The organism is Rhizobium favelukesii (assembly GCF_000577275.2).
Lineage (GTDB): Bacteria > Pseudomonadota > Alphaproteobacteria > Rhizobiales > Rhizobiaceae > Rhizobium > Rhizobium favelukesii.
On record NZ_CBYB010000010.1, the window covers coordinates 1 to 18,728 of the forward strand.

The 18,728-nt window shown below is 58.9% G+C and carries 13 protein-coding genes and 10 pseudogenes; 10 read left to right on the forward strand and 13 right to left on the reverse strand.

From position 1 onward, the window contains the following. Window positions 1-110 precede the first annotated feature (110 nt). Together LPU83_RS18090 and LPU83_RS18180 are read right to left on the reverse strand one after the other, a co-directional pair. Window positions 111-1,364, reverse strand: a complete 1,254-nt coding sequence (locus tag LPU83_RS18090; protein ID WP_024318478.1) for a UPF0149 family protein — start codon at window positions 1,362-1,364, stop codon at window positions 111-113. Between the two features lie 130 nt (window positions 1,365-1,494). After that, on the reverse strand, window positions 1,495-2,619 hold the full coding sequence (locus LPU83_RS18180; protein ID WP_231052395.1) for a tyrosine-type recombinase/integrase: 1,125 nt from the start codon (window positions 2,617-2,619) through the stop codon (window positions 1,495-1,497). 138 nt (window positions 2,620-2,757) lie between these two features. Here LPU83_RS18180 and LPU83_RS18325 point away from each other — a divergent pair. The 3 genes and pseudogenes from LPU83_RS18325 to LPU83_RS18655 all read left to right on the forward strand — a co-directional run. Further along, a pseudogene (locus tag LPU83_RS18325) lies at window positions 2,758-3,657 on the forward strand (Mu transposase domain-containing protein); the annotation flags it as partial. A 12-nt stretch (window positions 3,658-3,669) separates the two neighbouring features. Beyond that, window positions 3,670-4,428, forward strand: a complete 759-nt coding sequence (gene istB, locus LPU83_RS18330; protein WP_231052394.1) for an IS21-like element helper ATPase IstB — start codon at window positions 3,670-3,672, stop codon at window positions 4,426-4,428. Window positions 4,429-4,609: 181 nt separating this feature from the next. Then, window positions 4,610-5,577, forward strand: a pseudogene (locus tag LPU83_RS18655) (IS3 family transposase); the annotation flags it as partial. A gap of 23 nt (window positions 5,578-5,600) precedes the next feature. On the opposite strand, the pseudogene LPU83_RS75285 reads toward LPU83_RS18655, so the two are convergent. The 7 genes and pseudogenes from LPU83_RS75285 to LPU83_RS19920 form a co-directional block, all read right to left on the reverse strand. After that, window positions 5,601-6,786, reverse strand: a pseudogene (locus LPU83_RS75285) (recombinase family protein). Then, entirely contained in the window at window positions 6,779-6,976 is a 198-nt protein-coding gene (locus tag LPU83_RS19130; RefSeq protein ID WP_024318474.1) for a hypothetical protein, read from the reverse strand. The pseudogene LPU83_RS75285 and the gene LPU83_RS19130 overlap by 8 nt, the downstream one beginning before the upstream one ends. Window positions 6,977-7,649: 673 nt before the next feature. Beyond that, window positions 7,650-8,279 carry a 3-oxoacid CoA-transferase subunit B gene (locus LPU83_RS19185; RefSeq protein WP_024318473.1) on the reverse strand — a complete coding sequence of 210 codons (630 nt, stop codon included), beginning with the start codon at window positions 8,277-8,279 and terminating at the stop codon, window positions 7,650-7,652. Between the two features lie 9 nt (window positions 8,280-8,288). Then, window positions 8,289-8,987 (reverse strand): CoA transferase subunit A, encoded by a 699-nt coding sequence (locus LPU83_RS19580; RefSeq protein ID WP_024318472.1) that lies wholly within the window; start codon window positions 8,985-8,987, stop codon window positions 8,289-8,291. A gap of 83 nt (window positions 8,988-9,070) precedes the next feature. Further along, the gene (locus LPU83_RS19585) at window positions 9,071-10,480 is read right to left on the reverse strand and encodes an aldehyde dehydrogenase family protein (protein WP_157997285.1); all 1,410 of its coding nucleotides are present in this window, start codon (window positions 10,478-10,480) and stop codon (window positions 9,071-9,073) included. Between the two features lie 155 nt (window positions 10,481-10,635). Then, a complete protein-coding gene (locus tag LPU83_RS19670) occupies window positions 10,636-12,039 on the reverse strand; it encodes an aspartate aminotransferase family protein (protein WP_024318470.1) in 1,404 nt (467 codons plus the stop codon). Window positions 12,040-12,331: 292 nt separating this feature from the next. Next, window positions 12,332-12,668 (reverse strand): annotated as a pseudogene (locus tag LPU83_RS19920) (IS66 family transposase); the annotation flags it as partial. A 73-nt stretch (window positions 12,669-12,741) separates the two neighbouring features. Between LPU83_RS19920 and LPU83_RS20125 the strand changes: the two are divergent. Next, window positions 12,742-13,768, forward strand: a pseudogene (locus LPU83_RS20125) (IS110 family RNA-guided transposase). 253 nt (window positions 13,769-14,021) lie between these two features. On the opposite strand, the pseudogene LPU83_RS20130 reads toward LPU83_RS20125, so the two are convergent. The 4 pseudogenes from LPU83_RS20130 to tnpB all read right to left on the reverse strand — a co-directional run. Next, a pseudogene (locus LPU83_RS20130) lies at window positions 14,022-14,754 on the reverse strand (IS66 family transposase); the annotation flags it as partial. Between the two features lie 132 nt (window positions 14,755-14,886). Then, window positions 14,887-15,438 (reverse strand): annotated as a pseudogene (locus LPU83_RS75625) (transposase); the annotation flags it as partial. An 86-nt stretch (window positions 15,439-15,524) separates the two neighbouring features. Next, a pseudogene (locus LPU83_RS75630) lies at window positions 15,525-15,632 on the reverse strand (hypothetical protein); the annotation flags it as partial. Window positions 15,633-15,822: 190 nt separating this feature from the next. Beyond that, window positions 15,823-15,972: pseudogene (tnpB, locus tag LPU83_RS20410) on the reverse strand (IS66 family insertion sequence element accessory protein TnpB); the annotation flags it as partial. Window positions 15,973-16,019: 47 nt separating this feature from the next. Here tnpB and LPU83_RS75635 point away from each other — a divergent pair. The 6 genes and pseudogenes from LPU83_RS75635 to LPU83_RS20975 all read left to right on the forward strand — a co-directional run bounded on the left by LPU83_RS75635 (window position 16,020) and on the right by LPU83_RS20975 (window position 18,715). Beyond that, entirely contained in the window at window positions 16,020-16,388 is a 369-nt protein-coding gene (locus LPU83_RS75635; protein WP_157997286.1) for a DUF5372 family protein, read from the forward strand. Window positions 16,389-16,471: 83 nt separating this feature from the next. After that, window positions 16,472-16,966, forward strand: a complete 495-nt coding sequence (locus LPU83_RS20710; protein WP_024318467.1) for a helix-turn-helix domain-containing protein — start codon at window positions 16,472-16,474, stop codon at window positions 16,964-16,966. Then, the gene (locus LPU83_RS20860) at window positions 16,959-17,222 is read left to right on the forward strand and encodes a hypothetical protein (RefSeq protein ID WP_024318466.1); all 264 of its coding nucleotides are present in this window, start codon (window positions 16,959-16,961) and stop codon (window positions 17,220-17,222) included. The genes LPU83_RS20710 and LPU83_RS20860 overlap by 8 nt, the downstream gene beginning before the upstream one ends. Then, window positions 17,219-17,608: pseudogene (locus tag LPU83_RS20940) on the forward strand (recombinase family protein); the annotation flags it as partial. The gene LPU83_RS20860 and the pseudogene LPU83_RS20940, both read left to right, overlap by 4 nt. Further along, window positions 17,589-17,981 carry a hypothetical protein gene (locus LPU83_RS20970; RefSeq protein ID WP_157997287.1) on the forward strand — a complete coding sequence of 131 codons (393 nt, stop codon included), beginning with the start codon at window positions 17,589-17,591 and terminating at the stop codon, window positions 17,979-17,981. The pseudogene LPU83_RS20940 and the gene LPU83_RS20970, both read left to right, overlap by 20 nt. Continuing rightward, window positions 17,978-18,715, forward strand: a complete 738-nt coding sequence (locus LPU83_RS20975) for a hypothetical protein (protein ID WP_157997288.1) — start codon at window positions 17,978-17,980, stop codon at window positions 18,713-18,715. The genes LPU83_RS20970 and LPU83_RS20975 overlap by 4 nt, the downstream gene beginning before the upstream one ends. Window positions 18,716-18,728 lie beyond the last annotated feature (13 nt).

Consider the following 18,728-nt stretch of genomic DNA (forward strand, 5'->3'; position numbering starts at 1 on the left):
CCAGCGTCGACAGCGCGTTGAGGTAATTCTGCGCGGCGGCAATCACGGGTTCTTCCGCATATTTGGTGCAGGTCAGGGTCTCCGCCTGGTTGCAGTTTCGCTATGGTTGTTCAGGAGCCAGTCCCACAGCATTTTTTGAATTTTTTGCCTGATCCACACGGGCAGGGATCGTTTCGGCCGGGACTGGCAAGCGAGCGCAGGCCAGCAGAGACGCTTTTCTTTTCGAGTTCGGACATACGCCAATAGGCCGCAATTGCCAAAACGGTGTCCGGCAGGGCCTCAATTGCGTCGTCAATCACCTGCTCTTTTTCCTCGATTGCAAGTTCATCGGGCAGATTTTCGGGATCACAGAGTATCATGATGGGAACGAGCAGCATCCCGGCTTCAGACTTAACCATCTTCGTCCAGTGATGCTGGCGCAACGCGAAGGACTCGACAAAGCCGTCAGCCCAGTCCCAGGCGATGACGGTGTCGCCTGATTGCCAAAAAATAGGCTCGACGGTCTCGTTGTCGATTTGCCGGACGATCTCGTCGTAACGGCCCATAATGGCCCCAAGGACAGCCTGCGCTTGGCTCTGATCGTCAAACTGAGGCGCAGTCTCGCCCCAAATAACCGGCAACCACTCGTCGGGCGGGATTGCCTCCGGCCCGATGGCGATGCCGGTCAAAAAGCCATCTAGATCGGACAGCAGCATACTCTCCGCTGGAGAGCTGTCGGACATGAGATAATCATCGAGATCATCAAGGCTCATTGCTTCGGTGAAGGGCGTCTGATGCGCAGTCATATCGCAAATGGGAATGAGCCTCGACTTGGAAAACTTCGTCTCGCGGATCGTCAGGATATTACGATCCCGATCGACATCCCGCCAGCGCAGGCGGGCAACCTCGCCCACGCGCAGACCAAGCCCGAACAACAGGCTGAAGATGATGGCATAGGCGGGCCCGCGAAGCGGGGCGTTGTTCTGATCCGGGAGCCCGGCGGCGCGATCGATGAGCTGTTGAGCGGTCCGCAGATCCAGGATGCAGGGCGGTCTCGGATTACCTCGGCGGCGCGGCTTCATCGTGACAGGAGAACGATCAATAAAGTCATGCTCGACCATCCACTCGAACAGCCGGCCGACGACGCCGATCAGATGGTTGAGGCTTCGAGGCCGCGAGCGCGGACGGCTCAGGAAGAATGCATCGAGGAGCGCCGGGGTGATCTCGGTCAGGTTCGTCACCGCTTGAGCGTTGAGGTAGCCGTCGAACATCCGCAGCACCTTGTCTTCGACGTCATAGCGCCGGTTGAGCGCGCGCTTGTGGCGAAGGAAAGCGACGATGTAGGGTGCGATCGGGCTTGAAGGCTCGGGAAGACGCGGGCTCATTGCAGATCCTCCCCATCACCCAGAGCTACTTCCCGCAAGCCATCGACCTGGACCTTCGCGTAAATCATGGTCGAGGAGGCAGCGCGATGCCCGACATAATCGCCGATGGTCTTGAGCGAAAACCCCGTGTCTACCAGGCGCTGGACGCATGACGGAGAGTGTGTGATCCTGGACGGCTAACCGGAATCCCCGCGCGATGAAGATACTTGCTGGCAGTGGCCGACACCGCAGAGTGTGTGAGTGGCGATTGTGGCGCCAAGTGCCGCCAGAAAAGCAATCGGCTTTGAACGTCAGGCCGCCCGTTCCTGAGGTAATCCACGATCGCCTCACCAACGACGGGGGCCAGCGGATAGGTGGTGCTGTGCTCGGCCTTGCGCCCGCGCACATGCAGCCGATCGCGCTTCCAGTCGACATCGTCGAGCGTCAGCAGCGCTACTTCACGGGAGCGCAGCCCATAAACGGCCATCAGCAGCAGCATGGCGTAGTCGCGCCGGCCAACCACGGTGCGCCGGTCCACCTGATCGAGCATATCCTGGACCGAACCCCAACTAATCGATCGAGGGATATCGGCCAGCCGATAACGTTGAGGTATCTCGACCAGCTTGCTGATGTCGCGCTGAAGGACGTGTTCCCGATGCAGGTATCGCAGGAAGACCCGCAGGATGCTGGCGAGACTGATCATCGCGGTGCGGCCGAAATGAGAGGCCTGTGTCGTGATGAAGGTCGTCACCACCGGTAATGTAAGCGACTTCGGATCGCATCCTATATCGCCGAGATGCCACTCAAAGACGCGCAGGTAATGCCGGTAATGCGCGATGGAGCTTTGCCGCAACCCTCGCTCATCGCGGAGATAATCGAAGAACCCTGGAATCTGGACCGCAAATGGATCGGGCAGCGAAGGTCTAGTGCGGTCATCGCCTGCCTTCCATACGACCAGGCTGAAGAAATGCCGCATGACGCCAGTGACAAAGTTGCGGTCGCGTCGACGTGCATCAGCCGATCGATCGGGATGGCGATTTGACAACCAGTCAGCGATGAACGGCTCGAAGAGCCCTTCCGCTTCTTCTATGCGTTCGACGTTCTGGCCGGCAGTGAATGCCGCGAACTTCACCAGGACGGGAACGCGGCGATAGATGCTTCGAGGCGTATAGGCACGTTCGCACAAAGCCTTCACGTACTGCTCGATCTGCGGCCCTAGCCAGCAATCCATAATCCGATCGATAGTTTGTGGTTTGACGAAAAAGCGTTCCAACATGACAACCTCCATTCTGAATTAAGGGGAATGGGAGGGTGCGCTCGTTGTTCGCCAGAGATGTGCCGCCACAGACAATCCGGTCGTTTGATCACAGAAACTTACGCCCGCCGGGGCACATAACCGTTCGGGACACAAAACCCCGACAATCTGAAGTCGGGCGTCAATCATGCCAGCTTCTACGATCCCGAGATCAACCGCAGCTACGGCAGGATGGCATCCCATTATGGCGTCGGTGTTTTTCCGGCACGGCCAAAAAAGCCGCGGGATAAATCGAAAGTTGAGAACGGAGTCCGTTTTGCCCAGACCTGCATCCTGGGGCGGTTGCGCAAGCTGACTTTCTTCTCGCTGGCTGAGGCCAATGTCGCTATTGGCCAAGCACTTGATCGCATCAACGATCACCTCATGCGTCGATTGGGTGTTACCCGGCGGCAATTATTTGAGAGTGTCGAACGTGCTGCGCTCGCCAGCCTTCCGGGTGAAGACTACGAATTCGCCGAATGGCGTCTGGTCCGTGTCTCGACCGATGATCACGTCGAGTTCAAAAGCTTCTTTTATTCCGTCCCCCATGCCCTCATTCGCCAGCAGGTCGATCTGAGGGCAACGGCGCGCACCATCGAGATCTTTCACCGCGGCAAGCGCATCGCCGCCCATCAGCGCCGCTATGGCGGCCCTCGTCATGGAACCGACCCAGATCACATGCCCAGTTCCCACCGGCGATACGCTGAGTGGACACCAGATCGCTTTCGGCGCTGGGCCGCATCCATCGGTCCCCAGACAGAAGGTCTGGTCAGCGCAATCCTTGCCAGCCGCCCGCACCCCGAACAGGGCTTTCGAACATGCCTGGGTGTCCTGCGCCTGTTTCGCGACATCGACCACAATCGGGCCGAGGCCGTCTCCGCCCGCGCCGTCGAGATCGGTGGCCTGAACTGCAAAAGCATTGCTTCGCTTCTCGCCAACCACAAGGCGGCGCGTCATTCCACCGAACCGACCGCCATCGTCGATCACGCCAATCTGCGTGGTCCTGATTACTTTCATTGAGGAGAGACGCCTATGCTTATCCATCCGACCATCAACATGCTGCGCGAACTCGGCCTCCACGGCATGGCCACAGCCTTCCAGGAGCTCGATGCCAATCAGAAGCGCGCGGCCTCGAGCACGGAGAATGGCTTGCGCTACTGCTCGAACGAGAGGCCACCATGCGTCGCCAGAAGCGTTTCGAAGCCCGCGCCAGGGCTGCGAAGCTTCGCCATGATGCAGATCGAGAATGCCGACTTTCGTGCCGCACGCGGTCTCGACCGCAACCTGTTCATGACGCTTGCCGGCTGCGACTGGATCCGCAAGCATCATAGTCTGCTCGTCACCGGGCCAGCCGGTGTCGGCAAAAGTTGGCTGGCCTGTGCGCTCGGCCACAAAGCATGCCGCGAGGATTTCTCCGTTGCATACCACCGCGTTCCCCGGCTGTTCGCCACGCTCGCGCTTGCAAGAGGGGACGGGCGATACGGCAGAATCCTCAAATCTCTCGCCAAGACCGACCTGCTGATCCTCGACGACTGGGGACCGGAAAAACTCAACGATGATCAGCGCCGCGATCTTCTCGAGATCATCGAAGACCGCTACGAGCGTCGCTCGACGATCGTCACAAGCCAGGTGCCCCTGGATCGCTGGTGGGAAATTATTGGAAACCCAACGCTCGCCGATGCCATACTGGATCGCCTCGTTCACAACGCCTATCGCATCGATCTCATTGGCGAAAGTATGCGCAAACAGCGTTCACCGATGGCGCTTGAAACACAGCAAAGCTTGACCTGATACAAAACCCGATCCAAACATCAAACAGACCCAGGATCAGTCCGAAAAATGGCCGGCTTCAAATCGGAATGCTGGCCGGCTTCATCGGAATACGCAGTCTTGATCTGAACCCTTCAAACTGGACCAGTTTTAGCTAGAGTTTTCCGGTGCATTTTCCTGGCTGGGAAAGGAACGGAAGACGATGAAGGCATCGCAATTTTCGGACGCGCAGAAGGCGTTCATTCTGAAGCAAGGTGATGAAGGTGTCTGGGTTGCTGAGATCTGCCGTAAGGCGGGCATCAGCCAGGCGACCTACTTCAATTGGAAGAAGAAGTATGCCGGCATGTTGCCGCCGGAGATGAAGAAGCTGAAGCAGCTCGAAGACGAGAACGCCCGGTTGAAACGGATCGTCGCAGATCTGACGCTGGACCGCGAGATGTTGCAGGACGTCATTCGGCGAAAGCTCTAAGGCCTGCTCGGAAGCGGGAGGTGGTGAAGGACATGTGCCGGGATTGGATGGTCTCGATCCGGCGTGCCTGTGGAGCGTTGAACTTCGATCGTTCCACCTACCACTACACCTCTGGCCGCGCCGATCAGGCCGGTCTGGAACGTCGCATTCGTGAGATCTGCGAGACGCGTGTGCGGTACGGCTATCGTCGCGTGCACGTGCTCTTAGAACGCGAGGGTTGGGGCACAAATATAGCGAACCTATCGCATTTACAGAGACTTGGGCTTGCAGCTGCGGAACAAGGCTCCGAAGCGGAGGGTCAAGGCTAAACTGCGGGAGGATCGTCAGACGGACGTCAGCCCGAACGATGTATGGGCGATGGATTTCGTGCACGATCAGCTCGCAACCGGAAACGTGCCTGATCCGCGTCACAGCTATCGAGGTGAAGATGTCGTGCAAACCTTGGAACGGGTGTGTCGGAACGTCGGCTATCCGACGACGATCCGTGTCGATCAGGGGACGGAATTCGTGTCACGTGATCTCGACCTTTGGGCCTATGCCAAGGGCGTGACCTTGGACTTCTCACGTCCAGGCATGCGACCGATAATGCATTCATTGAAGCATTCAACGGTCGCTTCCGAGCCGAATGTCTGAACCAGCATTGGTTCCTGACACTTGCGGATGCCCGCCAAAAGATGGAGGATTGGCGTAGATACTACAATCCCGTTTCATAACACCCATCTTTCTATGTTGTTGAAGGAAATAGGCTTTTCTGATTTTGATGCGATCCCGGGGGGTATTTCGGGTTTTGTCGGGCGCGATCAGCGATCTGCTGGGCTTGCTGGATGGTGAGTTTTGACCGGCTGAAGATCCACGGACCTTCAGGCAAGGGATGAACGCCCTCGATCTCGCCGGCCTCAGCGGCAAGCCTTAACGTCTTGGGGGAGATGCCGAGGAATCGTGCGGCATTGCCCAGATTAAGCCAAGGCTCGATCCCATCTGGCTGCGGGCGGAAGACCGGAATCTTGCCGTATGATCTAAGTGCCGTGATGCGTTCACGGGTCCAGCGATTGCAGTTGCCTGTTGACAGTCCATTGCGATTGAGTACGCCGGCAATCACAGCATCATTGGCAATGAGGGCAAGCTGCCTTACCGCCTCGATGAGGTCGTCGGGCGTAGCGTTTCTTTGTCCGCGACGCCTCTTCGGGAGGCGCAGTTGCGTATGGACACCGCCAACCCAGTGGATTGCGAGGACGATCTCGGAGGTTACGTCGTTGAGGTCGGCGATCACCTCATGAATGACCGTGCGCACGATGCGTTTCTTAAGCCTGGCATCGGTCGATGGCGCTGCCCAGACGGCACGAAGGTTCCCCGCCAGGGATGCCATCTCTGATGTCGACATCACCGGCCTTTACGAAGCCGACCGGCGTAGCGACGACAAGCTCGCCACGGCGGGCTTTCTCGTAGCGTGCGGAAAGCGAACGCTGACGCAGAAGATCGAGTTCATATTCGTTGAGGCTACGCTTCAGCCCCAAAAGCAACCGGTCATTACTCTGGCGCGGCGCATAGACCGCTTCCTGGTCGATTAGAACGGTATCAACGACGCGGCACATCTCGATGAGCTGTTGCCAGTCCCGGCTGTTGCGGGCGAAGCGCGAGACCTCTCGTGCCGCAACCGCGCCCACCTTGCCAAGACAGACCTCCGCGACCATCCGGTCGAAACCGGCGCGGGTTACACCACCTGCCGCCGAACGACCAAGATCGTCATCCACCGTGTCGATACGCGACCATCCAAGTGCTGTCAGGCGGTCGCGCATCGCATATTGCAAGGCGCTGCTTTCGCGATTGTGCAGAACCTGATGGGCCGAGGACTGCCGGACATACAGGATGGCCTTGCGTTCCGGGTGGTGCGGTCCGATCTTCTCATGCATCATCACCGGCCTCCTTCTGCTGCGAGGCGCTCTCGCCGTTTGCGTGGTCTACGGGCAGTCGCACTATGAGCGCCGTGAGTGTCTGACGCGCTTCCTGCGGCAACGCCTGCCATTGCGATATCGCCGGACTCCTGCCGTTGTGTAGGCCCGAGAACAGATCGGACTGATAGGTCGTGAACTGACGTGGCATGGACATCTCCCCGGCTCGCTTCGTGAGAGTCCGATGCTGCGCCTATCTCCTCGCGTTGTGATGGGGCGCCAGCCTCTTCGCGTATCCTCGCCAAAGCACGCAGGCTGGCGAGTTCAACATGTGGAACCGGCATGGTGCGCCAATGCGCACTGGCAATTCGGTCGAACATCCAGACCGGGATCTCCAGCCACCGGCCAGCGGCATCACTGATAAGGCTGCAGCGGAAGACGGCAATTCCCTTGTCGAGCACTTGATGGATATGGATCAGCCGTCCCGACCAGGGATGCCACGGATATAAGAGCCCGTGAACTTCAGTCCCGTGGGTGTTCTGTCGCTCTGTTGTATAATGAGGAGAGACCTCATGGTGCGATCGACAACAAGGTGCCGATCTCGTTGGTGAATTCGGGGCGCGCAACCAGCCCGCCCCCTGAATGAAGCCGGAAAACTCTAGCCTCCGGTGGTCCAACGTTTGGGGGCGGTTCACAAACCGCCGAGGCTCTAACCGCCGCTGGATGAAAGTTTAGTGGCAGGTCAACACCCATACCGCCGATGCAAAGCGAAGCAACGGCGGTACGGGCCGCGCTGGCGATCACAAAGGATTGGGTGCTCATGGTGGTCCTTCCGAAGTTCTTTAGGTCTGGTGGCGCTCTGGCTGTGCTCGAGGAAGCGCGGATCAGTTGATGATGGTTGCTTCCGTTGCCTTGCGCAGCTCGCTCTCGGTCACGCCATCGGCGAGTTCCACCAGTTTCAAACCACCGTCGACGACATCGAGAACGCCAAGGTTAGTGATGATCCGGTCAACCACGCCTTTGCCGGTCAGCGGCAGCGTGCAGGCCTTCAGCACTTTGGATTCGCCCGCTTTGTTGGTGTGGTCCATAACGACGACCACCCGCTTTACGCCAACGACCAGATCCATGGCACCACCCATGCCCTTGACCAGCTTGCCGGGGATCATCCAATTGGCGAGGTCACCGTTTTCCGCTACTTCCATCGCCCCGAGGATCGCCATGGCTATCTTGCCGCCGCGAATCATTGCGAAGCTCTCGGCCGAGTCGAAGAAGGCCGAGTGCGGCAGTGCCGTCACCGTCTGCTTGCCGGCATTGATGAGATCGGCGTCGATGGCGTCCTCAGTCGGAAACGGGCCGATGCCGAGCAGTCCATTCTCCGACTGCAGTGTCACATGGACACTGTTGGGAATATGGTTTGCCACCAGTGTCGGAATGCCGATGCCTAAATTGACATAGGTTCCATCTTCAAGTTCGCGCGCCGCCCGCGCCGCCATCTGATTTCTGTCCCAAGGCATTTGTTCCCCTCAAGCTGCCGCGCGTGTCGTGCGTTGTTCGATGCGTTTCTCGTGCTTGCCTTGAATCAGGCGATGCACGTAGATCCCCGGCAAATGGATCTGATCGGGATCGAGACTGCCGACGGGCACGATTTCCTCGACCTCGGCAACGCAGGTCTTGCCGCAGGTGGCCGCAGGTGGGTTGAAGTTGCGGGCCGTCTTGCGGAAGACGAGATTGCCGGTCGTATCGGCCTTCCAGGCTTTCACGATCGAGAGGTCGGCGTCGATGCCCGTCTCAAGCACATAGGTCTCGCCGTTGAAGGTCTTCAGCTCCTTGCCCTCTGCAACGACCGTGCCGACGCCGGTTTTGGTGTAGAAGCCAGCGATGCCTGCCCCGCCTGCACGCATGCGTTCAGCAAGCGTCCCCTGCGGGTTGAACTCGAGCTCAAGTTCGCCGCTCAGATACTGCCGCATGAACTCGGCGTTCTCGCCGACATAGGACGAGATCATCTTCCTGATCTGCTTCGTCTTCAAAAGCACGCCCAGACCGAAGTCGTCCACCCCGCAATTGTTCGAAGCAATCGTCAGGTCCTTCGTATCGGCCTTACGGATTGCATCGATCAGCAGCTCTGGAATACCGCAAAGGCCGAAACCACCAGCCGCGATGAACATCCCGTCGAACAGCAGGCCGTCGAGAGCTGCCTGCGGGTTCTCATAAGTCTTATCCATAGTCTCCCCTCAAATTGTCCGGTTCACGGAATTTCGGCTTCCAGCGTCTAGATTGGCTGCCAATTCGCTGATCGGACTGAGCCTCACCCCCGATTGATGCAGACGACCTTTGGCTGGGTCATATCCTCGTAGGCGAAGCGGACACCCTCGCGACCCATGCTGCCGTATTTGAAGCCGCCGAAGGGCATGGCATCGAAGCGGTAATCGGAGGAGTCGTTGATCATCACGCCACCCGCTTCGATCCGATTGGCTGCGTCAAGCGCGACATTGAGATCGCTGGTGAAGATGCCGGCATGCAGGCTGTAGTCCGGATCGTTGGCCATCTCGATCGCTTCATCGAACGTGCCGAAGGGCGCAAGCATGACCACGGGCGCGAACACTTCCTCATGCCACAGTCGGCAGGTCAGCGGCGTGCCTTCGAGGACGGTCGGGTGATACAGGGATCCCTCGCGACGGTGCCCGCAAAGCAGCTTCGCCCCTGCTTTGATGGCCTCCGTGACAGCTGCCTCGGCGCGTTCAGCCACCTGTTTGGAGATCATCGGGCCGACGTCGGTGTCCTCCTGCCGGGGATCGCCGGCCTTGAGCTTGGACGTCGCGGCAATAAGGGCATCGCGGAAACGATTGTAAAGTTCGGCTTGGATCAGGATGCGCTGCGCACCGATGCAGTTTTGGCCCGCCGCCCAGAAGGCACCGGAGACGCAACCTTCGACCGCCTTGTCGAACTCGCAGTCATTCATGACGATCACAGGCGCATTGCCGCCGAGCTCCATGGCGAGCTTTTTCAGGCCAGCCGCACGGCTGATCGCCTCGCCCGCGGCAAAGCCGCCGGTAAAGGACACCATCCGCACCTCGCGTGCAGAGATCAGAGCGGTGACCAGCTCCCTGTCGCCATGAATGGCGGTAATGACCTCCTGAGGCAGGCCGGCTTCACGCAGCGCTTCGACCAGCTTGATCGCGGAAAAGGGAGTGAGGTTCGACGGTTTGAGCAGCACGGAATTGCCGCCAGCGATAGCCGGGCCGAGCTTATGAGCAACAAGGTTCAGCGGATCGTTGTATGGGGTGATGGCCGTGATGATGCCGAGCGGCTCGCGGGTGAACCAGCCTTGGCGTTGTTCCGATCCGGTGTAGGCATCGAAGGGCACGATCTCACCGGCGTTGCGCTTTGCTTCTTCCGCTGAAAGCTTCAGCGTGTTGACGCAGCGAAGCACTTCCTTCCGTGCCTGGACGATAGTCTTTCCGGCTTCGCGAACGATGGTCTCCGCGAACCCGTCACGACGGCTCTCGACGATCCGTGCGGCACCCTCCAGGATGTTCGCACGTTTGTGCCTGGGCAGATTGCGCGAGACCGTGGCGCCGCGGCGAGCGGTTTCCAGTAGATGATTGATCTCCGCAGGATCGGTTGCATCGACCGATCCAAGCAGCGCCCCATCATAAGGACTGTGAACAGAGATCGGCGCCAGGCTGGTTTTGATATGGAGTTTGGCGGCAGTCATGTGGTCAGCTTCCCTATGATGGACCTCCTGTCTGGAGGCCGAGTTTGTCCTGCAAGGCAAGATCACGCCACTGCCCCGGTTCGGCTTTTTTGATGCAGACGTTGATGGCAAGCCTCTGCGACCGGCATAACCGGCCGCGGTGCTCAAGTTCCCAATCAGACCTTCTGGCCGTCGCGAACCAGTTCGTCCATGACGGAGCGAACAGCCTTCTCGGCAATCGAGACGATCTCGTCGATCTCCTCCGTTGTGGTGACCAGCGGTGGGGCAAAGCCGAGGATGTCTCCATGCGGCATGGCGCGCGCAATCAGGCCGCGGTCACGAGCGGACCTGGAGACGCGAGCACCGACTTTGAGCGACGGATCGAAGCGGGTCTTGCTTTCGCGGACACCGACGAACTCGATTGCCCCCATCAGACCAACGCCACGCACTTCGCCGACGATCGGCAGCTGGGCAAACTTCTCCTTGATCTGCGCCTGGAAATAGGCACCAACTTCGCGGGCATTGCCGGGCAGATCTTCCTTCTCGACAATGTCCAGCACGGCATTGGCAGCAGCTGCACCGATCGGATGGCCGGAATAGGTATAGCCATGCGAGAAGGCACCGACCTTGTCGGCTCCGTCTTCCAGCACCTGATAAACCTTCTCACCGACGATCGCGGCTGACAGCGGGAAGTAGGCCGAGGTCAAGCCTTTGGCGACGGTGATCAGGTCGGGCTCGATGCCGTAGTACTGCGAACCGAACATGGAGCCGGTACGGCCGAAGCCGGTGATCACCTCGTCAGCGATCAGCAGCACGTCGTGCCTTTTCAGCACCGCCTGGATGGCCTCCCAGTAGCCTTCCGGCGGCGGTGTGATGCCGCCGGTGCCAAGCACCGGCTCGGCGATGAAACCGCCGACATTGTCGGGCCCCAAACGCTCGATCAACTGGTCGAGCTCAGCCGCGCGGCGCGCCGAGAACTCGCGCTCCGTTTCACCTGAATTCGCACCCCAATAGTGGTGCGGCGCGCCGGTATGCACAATCTGCGACAGCGGCAGGTCCATATGGTCGTGATAGAAACTCATGCCGGTCATCGAGCCGGAGACGACGCTGCAACCATGATAGCCGCGCTCACGCGAGATGATCTTCTTCTTCGTCGGCTTGCCGCGCAGGTTGTTGTAGTACCAGACCAGCTTGGCCTGGGTCTCGTTGGCGTCCGAACCGGACATGCCGTAAAACACCTTGCTCATCTTGCCTGGCGCCATCTTCACCAGGCGATCAGACAGAACCGCCAACTCGTCGGTCGTATGCGCTGCATAAGAGTGGTAGTAAGCCAAGCGGTACGCCTGATGCGAGATCGCCTCGGCCACCTCCGTGCGGCCATACCCGACATTCACGCAGTAGAGGCCGGCAAAACCGTCGATCAGCTGGTTGCCATGCGCATCCTGGATGCGGATTCCCTTGCCGGTCTCGACGATGGTCGGTTCGCCAAGCTTACCGCTGGCAAAATCCTTCAGCTGCGTGAACGGATGCAGAACGCTGTTGCGGTCCTTCTCGCTGATGTCTTTGATGTTGATGGTCATAAGCAAACTCCTGCAACCGATTGTCGTTTCTCAAAGATACGAGCAAAAACGAGAATGATTGCGGCGTTTACTCCCCCGCGAGGAGCGTGGACCTGCGTTGTTCCTCCGAAAAACGCAGGAATTCTTCCAACAGCGCGCGATTGCCTCAGCTTTTGTTACATCGATCGCAATGAGCATCTCTTCGCGGCCAACTGCCCGAGCAAAACTCACCGTACCTAACACTGCCTGTTTTGCAAGTCGCCTATTTGCTCGCCAAGCCGAGTTCACCCCCTTGGTATGCGGCGTCTCCGTCGGCCGGGCTTCTGATCGCGTTTTCGACCAGGTTGGAGTCGATGTCGACGCGGCCGTCATCGAGGAACAGGCTAAAGCCGTCCTGGCGTTTGAGCCTATAGGCCATGGGCTCGTCGAGGCGGACTTGCGCGAGACGCGGTTTGCTGAGCTGCAAGCCAGGTGAAGACTCGTCCACCAGCGGGCGGGACAGGTTTCGGGCGGACAGCCCGGCGATGATCGGGATCACAACCGCGGATGCTGTCCTCGATCTTGTAAAGGGCGGCGACGCGCGACAATGCCTCGTCGACGAGGGGCGAATCCTCCGTTGGCTTGGCCTTGATCAGCTTTCTGCGGCCATGATGGTATGGACGCGCCCTTCCGCCGGAGCCAGCCGTGGGGAATGATGACGGCGTATCAACGAGAGGGTTCATCATGGAAGTTCATGCCAGTGTTGTTGGCCTCGATATCGCAGAATCCGTTTTTCAAGTTCACGCTGCCGATGCTGCCCGCAGGCCGGTCATTCGGCGAAATCTCAGACGAGAGGAAGTCGAGACTCTTTTCCGCCGCCTGCGGCCCTGCCTCGTCGCACTTGAAGCCTGCCCAGGCTCGCATTTCTGGGCACGTCTCCTGCGTGACATTGGGCACGATGTTCGGCTTCTCCCGGCACAGTATGTTCGACCTTATGTCAAAACCAACAAGAATGATGCTGCCGATGCGGAAGCGATCTGTGAGGCGGTCACTCGGCCAACAATGCGGTTCGTTCCGATCAAGGAAGAGATGCAGCAGGAAGTTCTGGTCCTTCATCGCGTCAGAGAGATGCTGATCCGTCAGCGGACACAGTTGACCAATGCGATCCCCGGCCATCTCACAGAATTCGGTATTAGCGCTCCGAACCGAGCCCACAACATCGGCCTTCTGACCAAGGTTATTGAAGACGAGGATTTCGAGGAGCTCCCAGCCGTTGCCCGCCATGCCTTACGATATCTCGTCGAGCAGTTGCGGGAGGTCAAAACAAAACTCTTCCGCATTGATCGCGATCTGATGGCCGTCGTAGAGCGGAGCGATGCGTGCAGGCGACTGATGACCATTCCAGGCGTGGGTGTCGTTACAGCCACCGCCTTGGTTTCCTCCATGAGAGCCGTCCGACTTCAAATCGGGCCGCCATTTCGCCGCGTGGCTTGGGTTTGTTCCGAGACAGCATTCCACGGATGGTAACGAGAGCCTTGGAAGGATTAGCAAACGTATTGACGGCTATCTCAGGAGACTCTTGATCTATGGCAGCCGTTCAATCATGCGCTGGAGCGGCAAGTCCTGGACATGGCTGGCAAAGCTTAGAGACCGTCGGCCGGCGAATGTCGCGGCAGTCGCAATTGCGAACAAAACCGCTCGTGTTGTTTGGGCATTGCTGCGGTTTGGCGGAAGCTATGGGCGCCAGTGGAACGGATGGCTGCGACGATAGCATAATTTCAATTCGACCTCGTCTGGTCGATGTGGCTGCGAGGGTAAAGAGCGAGTGATGGCAAAGCCGGGCTAACCGGAGCCGCAGAGCCCGTTGGGCGCATCGAACCTCGAGTTTGCGGAGCGTGATTGGGATCTACCATCAAGGCCGGTGTCGCAGGGTGCGGCACATTTGAGAGGCCGAATAGATGACTGCAGCCACAGGTCTCGCCAAAACTGCTAATTTAACCCTTGCAAAGTCGGGGCGTCCATAGATGTGCCCAGGAGAGCCTCAACGCATCGCCGCCCGAGCTCTTTGGCGTGGCGAGGTGAGAATAGCCACCATAGGCGTCAACTTGGATCGTATCATTGAAGTCATAGAGTTCTGCGGCATACTCGCCATTACGCCCAGGTCGATAATGGAACACCTCGCCCGGCGGCGCAGATCCGTTCCAGCCGCGGTCGTCGCGTAGCACGGCCCACAGATAACCAGTCTTCGTCTTTCCGCGCCCCGGATTCAAGACCGGAGCCGTGGCTCGTGGACGCAGAGCCGAGCGCTTTCCGATATCAGGCGTTTGGCCATGTGGTCGACTATTGGCGCGATTTCTCCACCCGGGCGCCCCATCCAGTCGGCCAGGACCGTGCGGTCGATTGGCACCCGTGCCGATGACCGCGACATGCCGATTGAGCGGCATATGTTCGGAATGTCTGGAGACGGCGATCTGCGCCAGGTTAGCTGGCCAACTCCCTTCCAACAGATCCGCCGGCGCCATGGTCTGAACGACGTCCGTTCGACCCTTGTGGCACGCGTATTTCGGGCGGATCGTGACGATCACCTGGTAGCGTGCCGGAATCTGGTCGAGCCGTTCCGTTCGATCTTCGCCGATCCGAACCACGTCGGCGCAACCACATGGGCAAGCAATGCTGTCGGGCTGGATCTACCTGCTCGACCCGCGGCAGGTTCTCAGCCAGCGCGCGCCTTCCGTCCTTTTTGATGGGAGCTGTCTCGCGACGCCTGACGATAAGCCGGGTATCGGCATTTTCCCCGCGCAAGTCAGCTTCGATGCGATAGATTTCGGGACGCTTGACCATGGTTTTATAGGCTTGGTACCCATCAACCTGAAGCACGCCGGCAAACGACGACAGTTGCCCCTCGACCTCGCGAGCGCTACGGCTTTCGGCAAAAGTATAGGCCACCGCCGGCGGTGCCGGACCATTCCATGGCCGATCGTCGACCGCCTGCGCCCAGAGTTGACAAAGCGTAGTGCGTTTGCGCCCCGGATCGAGCCGCGGAAGCGGCGTCTCATCACAGAACACCCTCGGCTGCGAGCGGATGAAGGCGGTGAGCGCATCGTAGAGAAGCTCAAGCCACCAGGCGACCCGCGTCACCCAGGCGCCGAGGGTTCCCCTATCGATGATGACGCCGCAGGAGGCAAGCATCTGCGCTTGGCGATTGAGTGGCAGATGCCAGGCATATTTCGAAACAGCGACATGGGCAGCGAATGCCGTCGTCACCATGCCGCCGTCCATCACACGCGCCGGTGCAGGCGCTTGCACGATGGCACTCTCGCAGGCCCGGCATGCATAGCGCGGCCGGATCGTTCGTTTGACCCGGACAATTGCCGGCACGATGTCGAGCGCCTCGCTGACATCCGTGCCGATGCAATGAAGCTCGAACGAGCAGCAGGGCACACCTTGCTCTCCGGCTCGATGAGCTCTTCATAACGCGGAAGGTGCTTGGGCAAGTGGCCGATATTGCGAGCAGGCGATCGCCGTGGCTGCGTTTTGTATTCACCGACCGGCGCGACATCGTCATTGGCAGCAACGGGAATGTCGCTCAGATCGCCAAGGTCACGAATCGCCTGCGTCGGATCGATGGTCGTCATCTCCTCCGATTTCGTCCCGAAGAGCTGGCCCTCAAGGGAAGGCAACGCGCGCTTTGAGATCGGCGTTCTCTTCGTCGAGCGAGAGAATAATCCGGGTCAATTGCGCAGCGTCCTGGGGCAAGGGATCGTGTCGAAGCGGCATGACGAATCCTACCACGAAGACCAGAATCATCAAGTAAAACCAATAGGATCAACCTACTTTCAAGGGACGTTTTACCGGGTTCTGCTTCACCCTTGTCCAGTCAATACCGGCCAGCAGAAGCGAGAACTCTTCGCGCGTCATCTGCATGGCGCCATCGCGGATCGGCGGCCAAACGAACTTGCCCGCCTCCAGCCACTTGTACCTCACCTGAGAATGCAGCCCCGACCGGCACAGATCAGGAGTTTGTGCGGGTCACGCACCCATTTCATCCCCTTTTCGGACGGCAGCTGCCCTGCGTTGGTAAGCGAAGTAACTTGCAGGGCGAACGGTTGCTGTTGCAGACCGACGATGGCGCCATATGGCCGCTTCCCCCTCAATGGACTGATCTTGTCAGCATTGATCCAGAAGTTCTCGCGAGCAACGGGCGCGCTCTCTTGCTGGTTTCGAACTTGATGGAACTTGCCAGCATGGTGGAACACCTTTGTGGCAGGTTGGCAGCGCGGTCGCGAGCGGAGTGTAAGGATAATTATGCCGCTGATGTAAACGAGATTATGCCGCAAGAGACTCGCAATGAGCGATACATCCCACTTTTCACGCCACATGTCCTTGATTAACTCGGAGAATGTCCTTGATATAAATGAGATGTGCGGTATAATTATCAATACATTAACACCCGACCTCATACCCGGAGCCCGCAATGCCTGCGAAGTACGGCGGCAAGCGATCAAGGATGGGTGCCCTCATCGACGAGGGCACCTTCAATCCAAATTCCGAGAAGGTACGCGACCCGAAGTTCCGCGGCAGCGAGTTCTTCGATCCGCACGACGCCGTGCAGGTCAAATACGAGATGCTGCGGCGCGTCTCCATCGACAACGTCTCGGTAACGGACGCTTCCGACGAGTATGGTGTTTCCAGGCCAACCTACTACCAGGCCAAGGCGAACTTCGACCTGACCGGGATTGCCGGACTGGTGCCGGCAAAGCCGGGTCCCCGCGGGCCCCACAAGGTCGACGACAAAGTCCTGGCATTTCTGCAGGCGAGGCTGGTTCCGGGCGAACCCGTTCATGCACGCGAGCTCGCCAAGCTGGTCCGCAACGAACTCGATATCGCACTACATCCCAGGACGATCGAGCGGGTATTAAAAAAACGATCCGCTAGACGTTACCACGGGACCGGCATGTTCATTGCCTGACATCGCGGACCAGTACGAGGTGCTGCGCAGCGCAGCTCTCGGCGAAGTTCTGCCGCTCAAGGCCCGTAGCGGCCTCATTCTTTTTCTGCGCCGCGGCATGTGGGGATGGGCCCGCGCACTGCCTGCAGCGGCAAGCCTTGACCAAGAGCAGTTTTACCCGTCATCGGCCACCCGACCGGCGCACGGCGAACTCAGCGCCGTCGTTCATGTCCTGGCGACCATCGCCATGAGCATCCACCAACGGAGAGCACCATGAATGTACACCTCAAAGTCCAGTCCCATCACCGTGAACGCAGCGCCTACCTCTACATCCGCCAATCTTCGATGCGGCAAGTCATCGACAATACCGAGAGCGCCATGCGCCAATATGCGCTTCGCGGCCGCGCTATCGCCCTGGGTTGGCGCGAGGAGCAGATTATCGTCATCGATAACGATCAAGGCGAATCCGGCGCATCGGCGGTCTGGCGTGAAGGATTTCAGCGCCTGGTCAGCGATGTCGGCATGGGGCATGCCGGGATCGTCATGGGCCTGGAGGTCTCCCGTCTGGCGCGCAACAATGCCGACTGGCAGCGTCTGCTCGAGATCTGCGCCCTTGCTGACACCCTGATCCTCGACGAGGACGGTGTCTACGAGCACACATCTTAATGCCCCAATTAGTTTTGGGGATGATCAACGGATAACCGTTACGGATCGGACGCATCCTCTCTATGGGCGCGACTTTGTTTTGGCGGCGGGACCAAGCAGCGTCGGGCCTTTTCGGCAACTTCTTGTCGTTTATCGCGATGATGTTTTCCTGAAGATTCCGATATCAGCCACCAATTTGTATCCATCGGCACCAGATGTGCTTTCAGCCAAGCTTTCGACTGCGAGCGTTCGCGATTTTATTCGCCTGGTCATCGGTGCAAAGGCGCAGGCGCCGCAAAGTTCCGACGATATGGCTGAGCATGATAGCCTGACGTCAGAAACCGAATCACCCCTATCGAAACCGCATGGTTCTCTGGAGGGCGAGCCATGATGTCGGATCTGATAACGACCCAACATTTGTGCCGAAAGGCCGTGATTTATATCCGGCAATCGACGCCACATCAGATGGTCAACAACCAGGAGAGCCTGCGGTTGCAGAATGATTTTATCGCTGCCGGTTCGCAGCTTCCTGAATTTTGGCAGAGATCTGACATAGAGTGGGGACGCAAGAAAACCTTACTACGCAGCTTGATCGACAAAGTGATCCTGCAACGGGTGGTGCGAGATCGGATTACGATCCGCATCGTTTGGCGAGGAGGTGACGTTACCGAACGCGAGGTCGAGCCGAGGGTGCATGCCTTGAGCGCCTTGTCTCGCGGCGCCGAGATGGAGGTCCGGCTGCTTGAGCTGGCTCATCAAGGGCTTGACGACACGGCAATAGCGGCCACACTGACTGAGGAAGGCTTCCGCTCACCGCGCCGCAGCTACGTTCCTGTTCCCACCGTCCAGGTCGTCCGACAACGCCATCGCGTATTGAGGCAGTCCACGCCAACCCGCTCTCACCACCTCCCGGGGTGGCTAACGGTGTCTGAATTGGCGGCGGTGGCGGACGTTTCTCGCTCCTGGATCCGGCATCGAATCCGCAATGGCGTGATCAGTATCCACCAAAACGCCCTTCACAAACGCGTTCTGTTTCCAGATGCCGCTGCAACAATCGCCGCAATACAAGAGCTCAAATCCGGCGTGCGGCAACACCTCGACTTTACCCAATCTGCTACCGAATGAGGGTATCAACATG

Bases quoted from the DNA above. Each gene is read 5' to 3' on its own strand.
- LPU83_RS18090 (WP_024318478.1), bottom strand. From the start codon at position 1,364: ATGAGCCCGCGTCTTCCCGAGCCTTCAAGCCCGATCGCACCCTACATC.
- LPU83_RS18180 (WP_231052395.1), bottom strand. From the start codon at position 2,619: ATGTTGGAACGCTTTTTCGTCAAACCACAAACTATCGATCGGATTATG.
- istB (WP_231052394.1), top strand. From the start codon at position 3,670: ATGCTTATCCATCCGACCATCAACATGCTGCGCGAACTCGGCCTCCAC.
- LPU83_RS19130 (WP_024318474.1), bottom strand. From the start codon at position 6,976: ATGCCACGTCAGTTCACGACCTATCAGTCCGATCTGTTCTCGGGCCTA.
- LPU83_RS19185 (WP_024318473.1), bottom strand. From the start codon at position 8,279: ATGCCTTGGGACAGAAATCAGATGGCGGCGCGGGCGGCGCGCGAACTT.
- LPU83_RS19580 (WP_024318472.1), bottom strand. From the start codon at position 8,987: ATGGATAAGACTTATGAGAACCCGCAGGCAGCTCTCGACGGCCTGCTG.
- LPU83_RS19585 (WP_157997285.1), bottom strand. From the start codon at position 10,480: ATGACTGCCGCCAAACTCCATATCAAAACCAGCCTGGCGCCGATCTCT.
- LPU83_RS19670 (WP_024318470.1), bottom strand. From the start codon at position 12,039: ATGACCATCAACATCAAAGACATCAGCGAGAAGGACCGCAACAGCGTT.
- LPU83_RS20710 (WP_024318467.1), top strand. From the start codon at position 16,472: ATGCCTGCGAAGTACGGCGGCAAGCGATCAAGGATGGGTGCCCTCATC.
- LPU83_RS20975 (WP_157997288.1), top strand. From the start codon at position 17,978: ATGATGTCGGATCTGATAACGACCCAACATTTGTGCCGAAAGGCCGTG.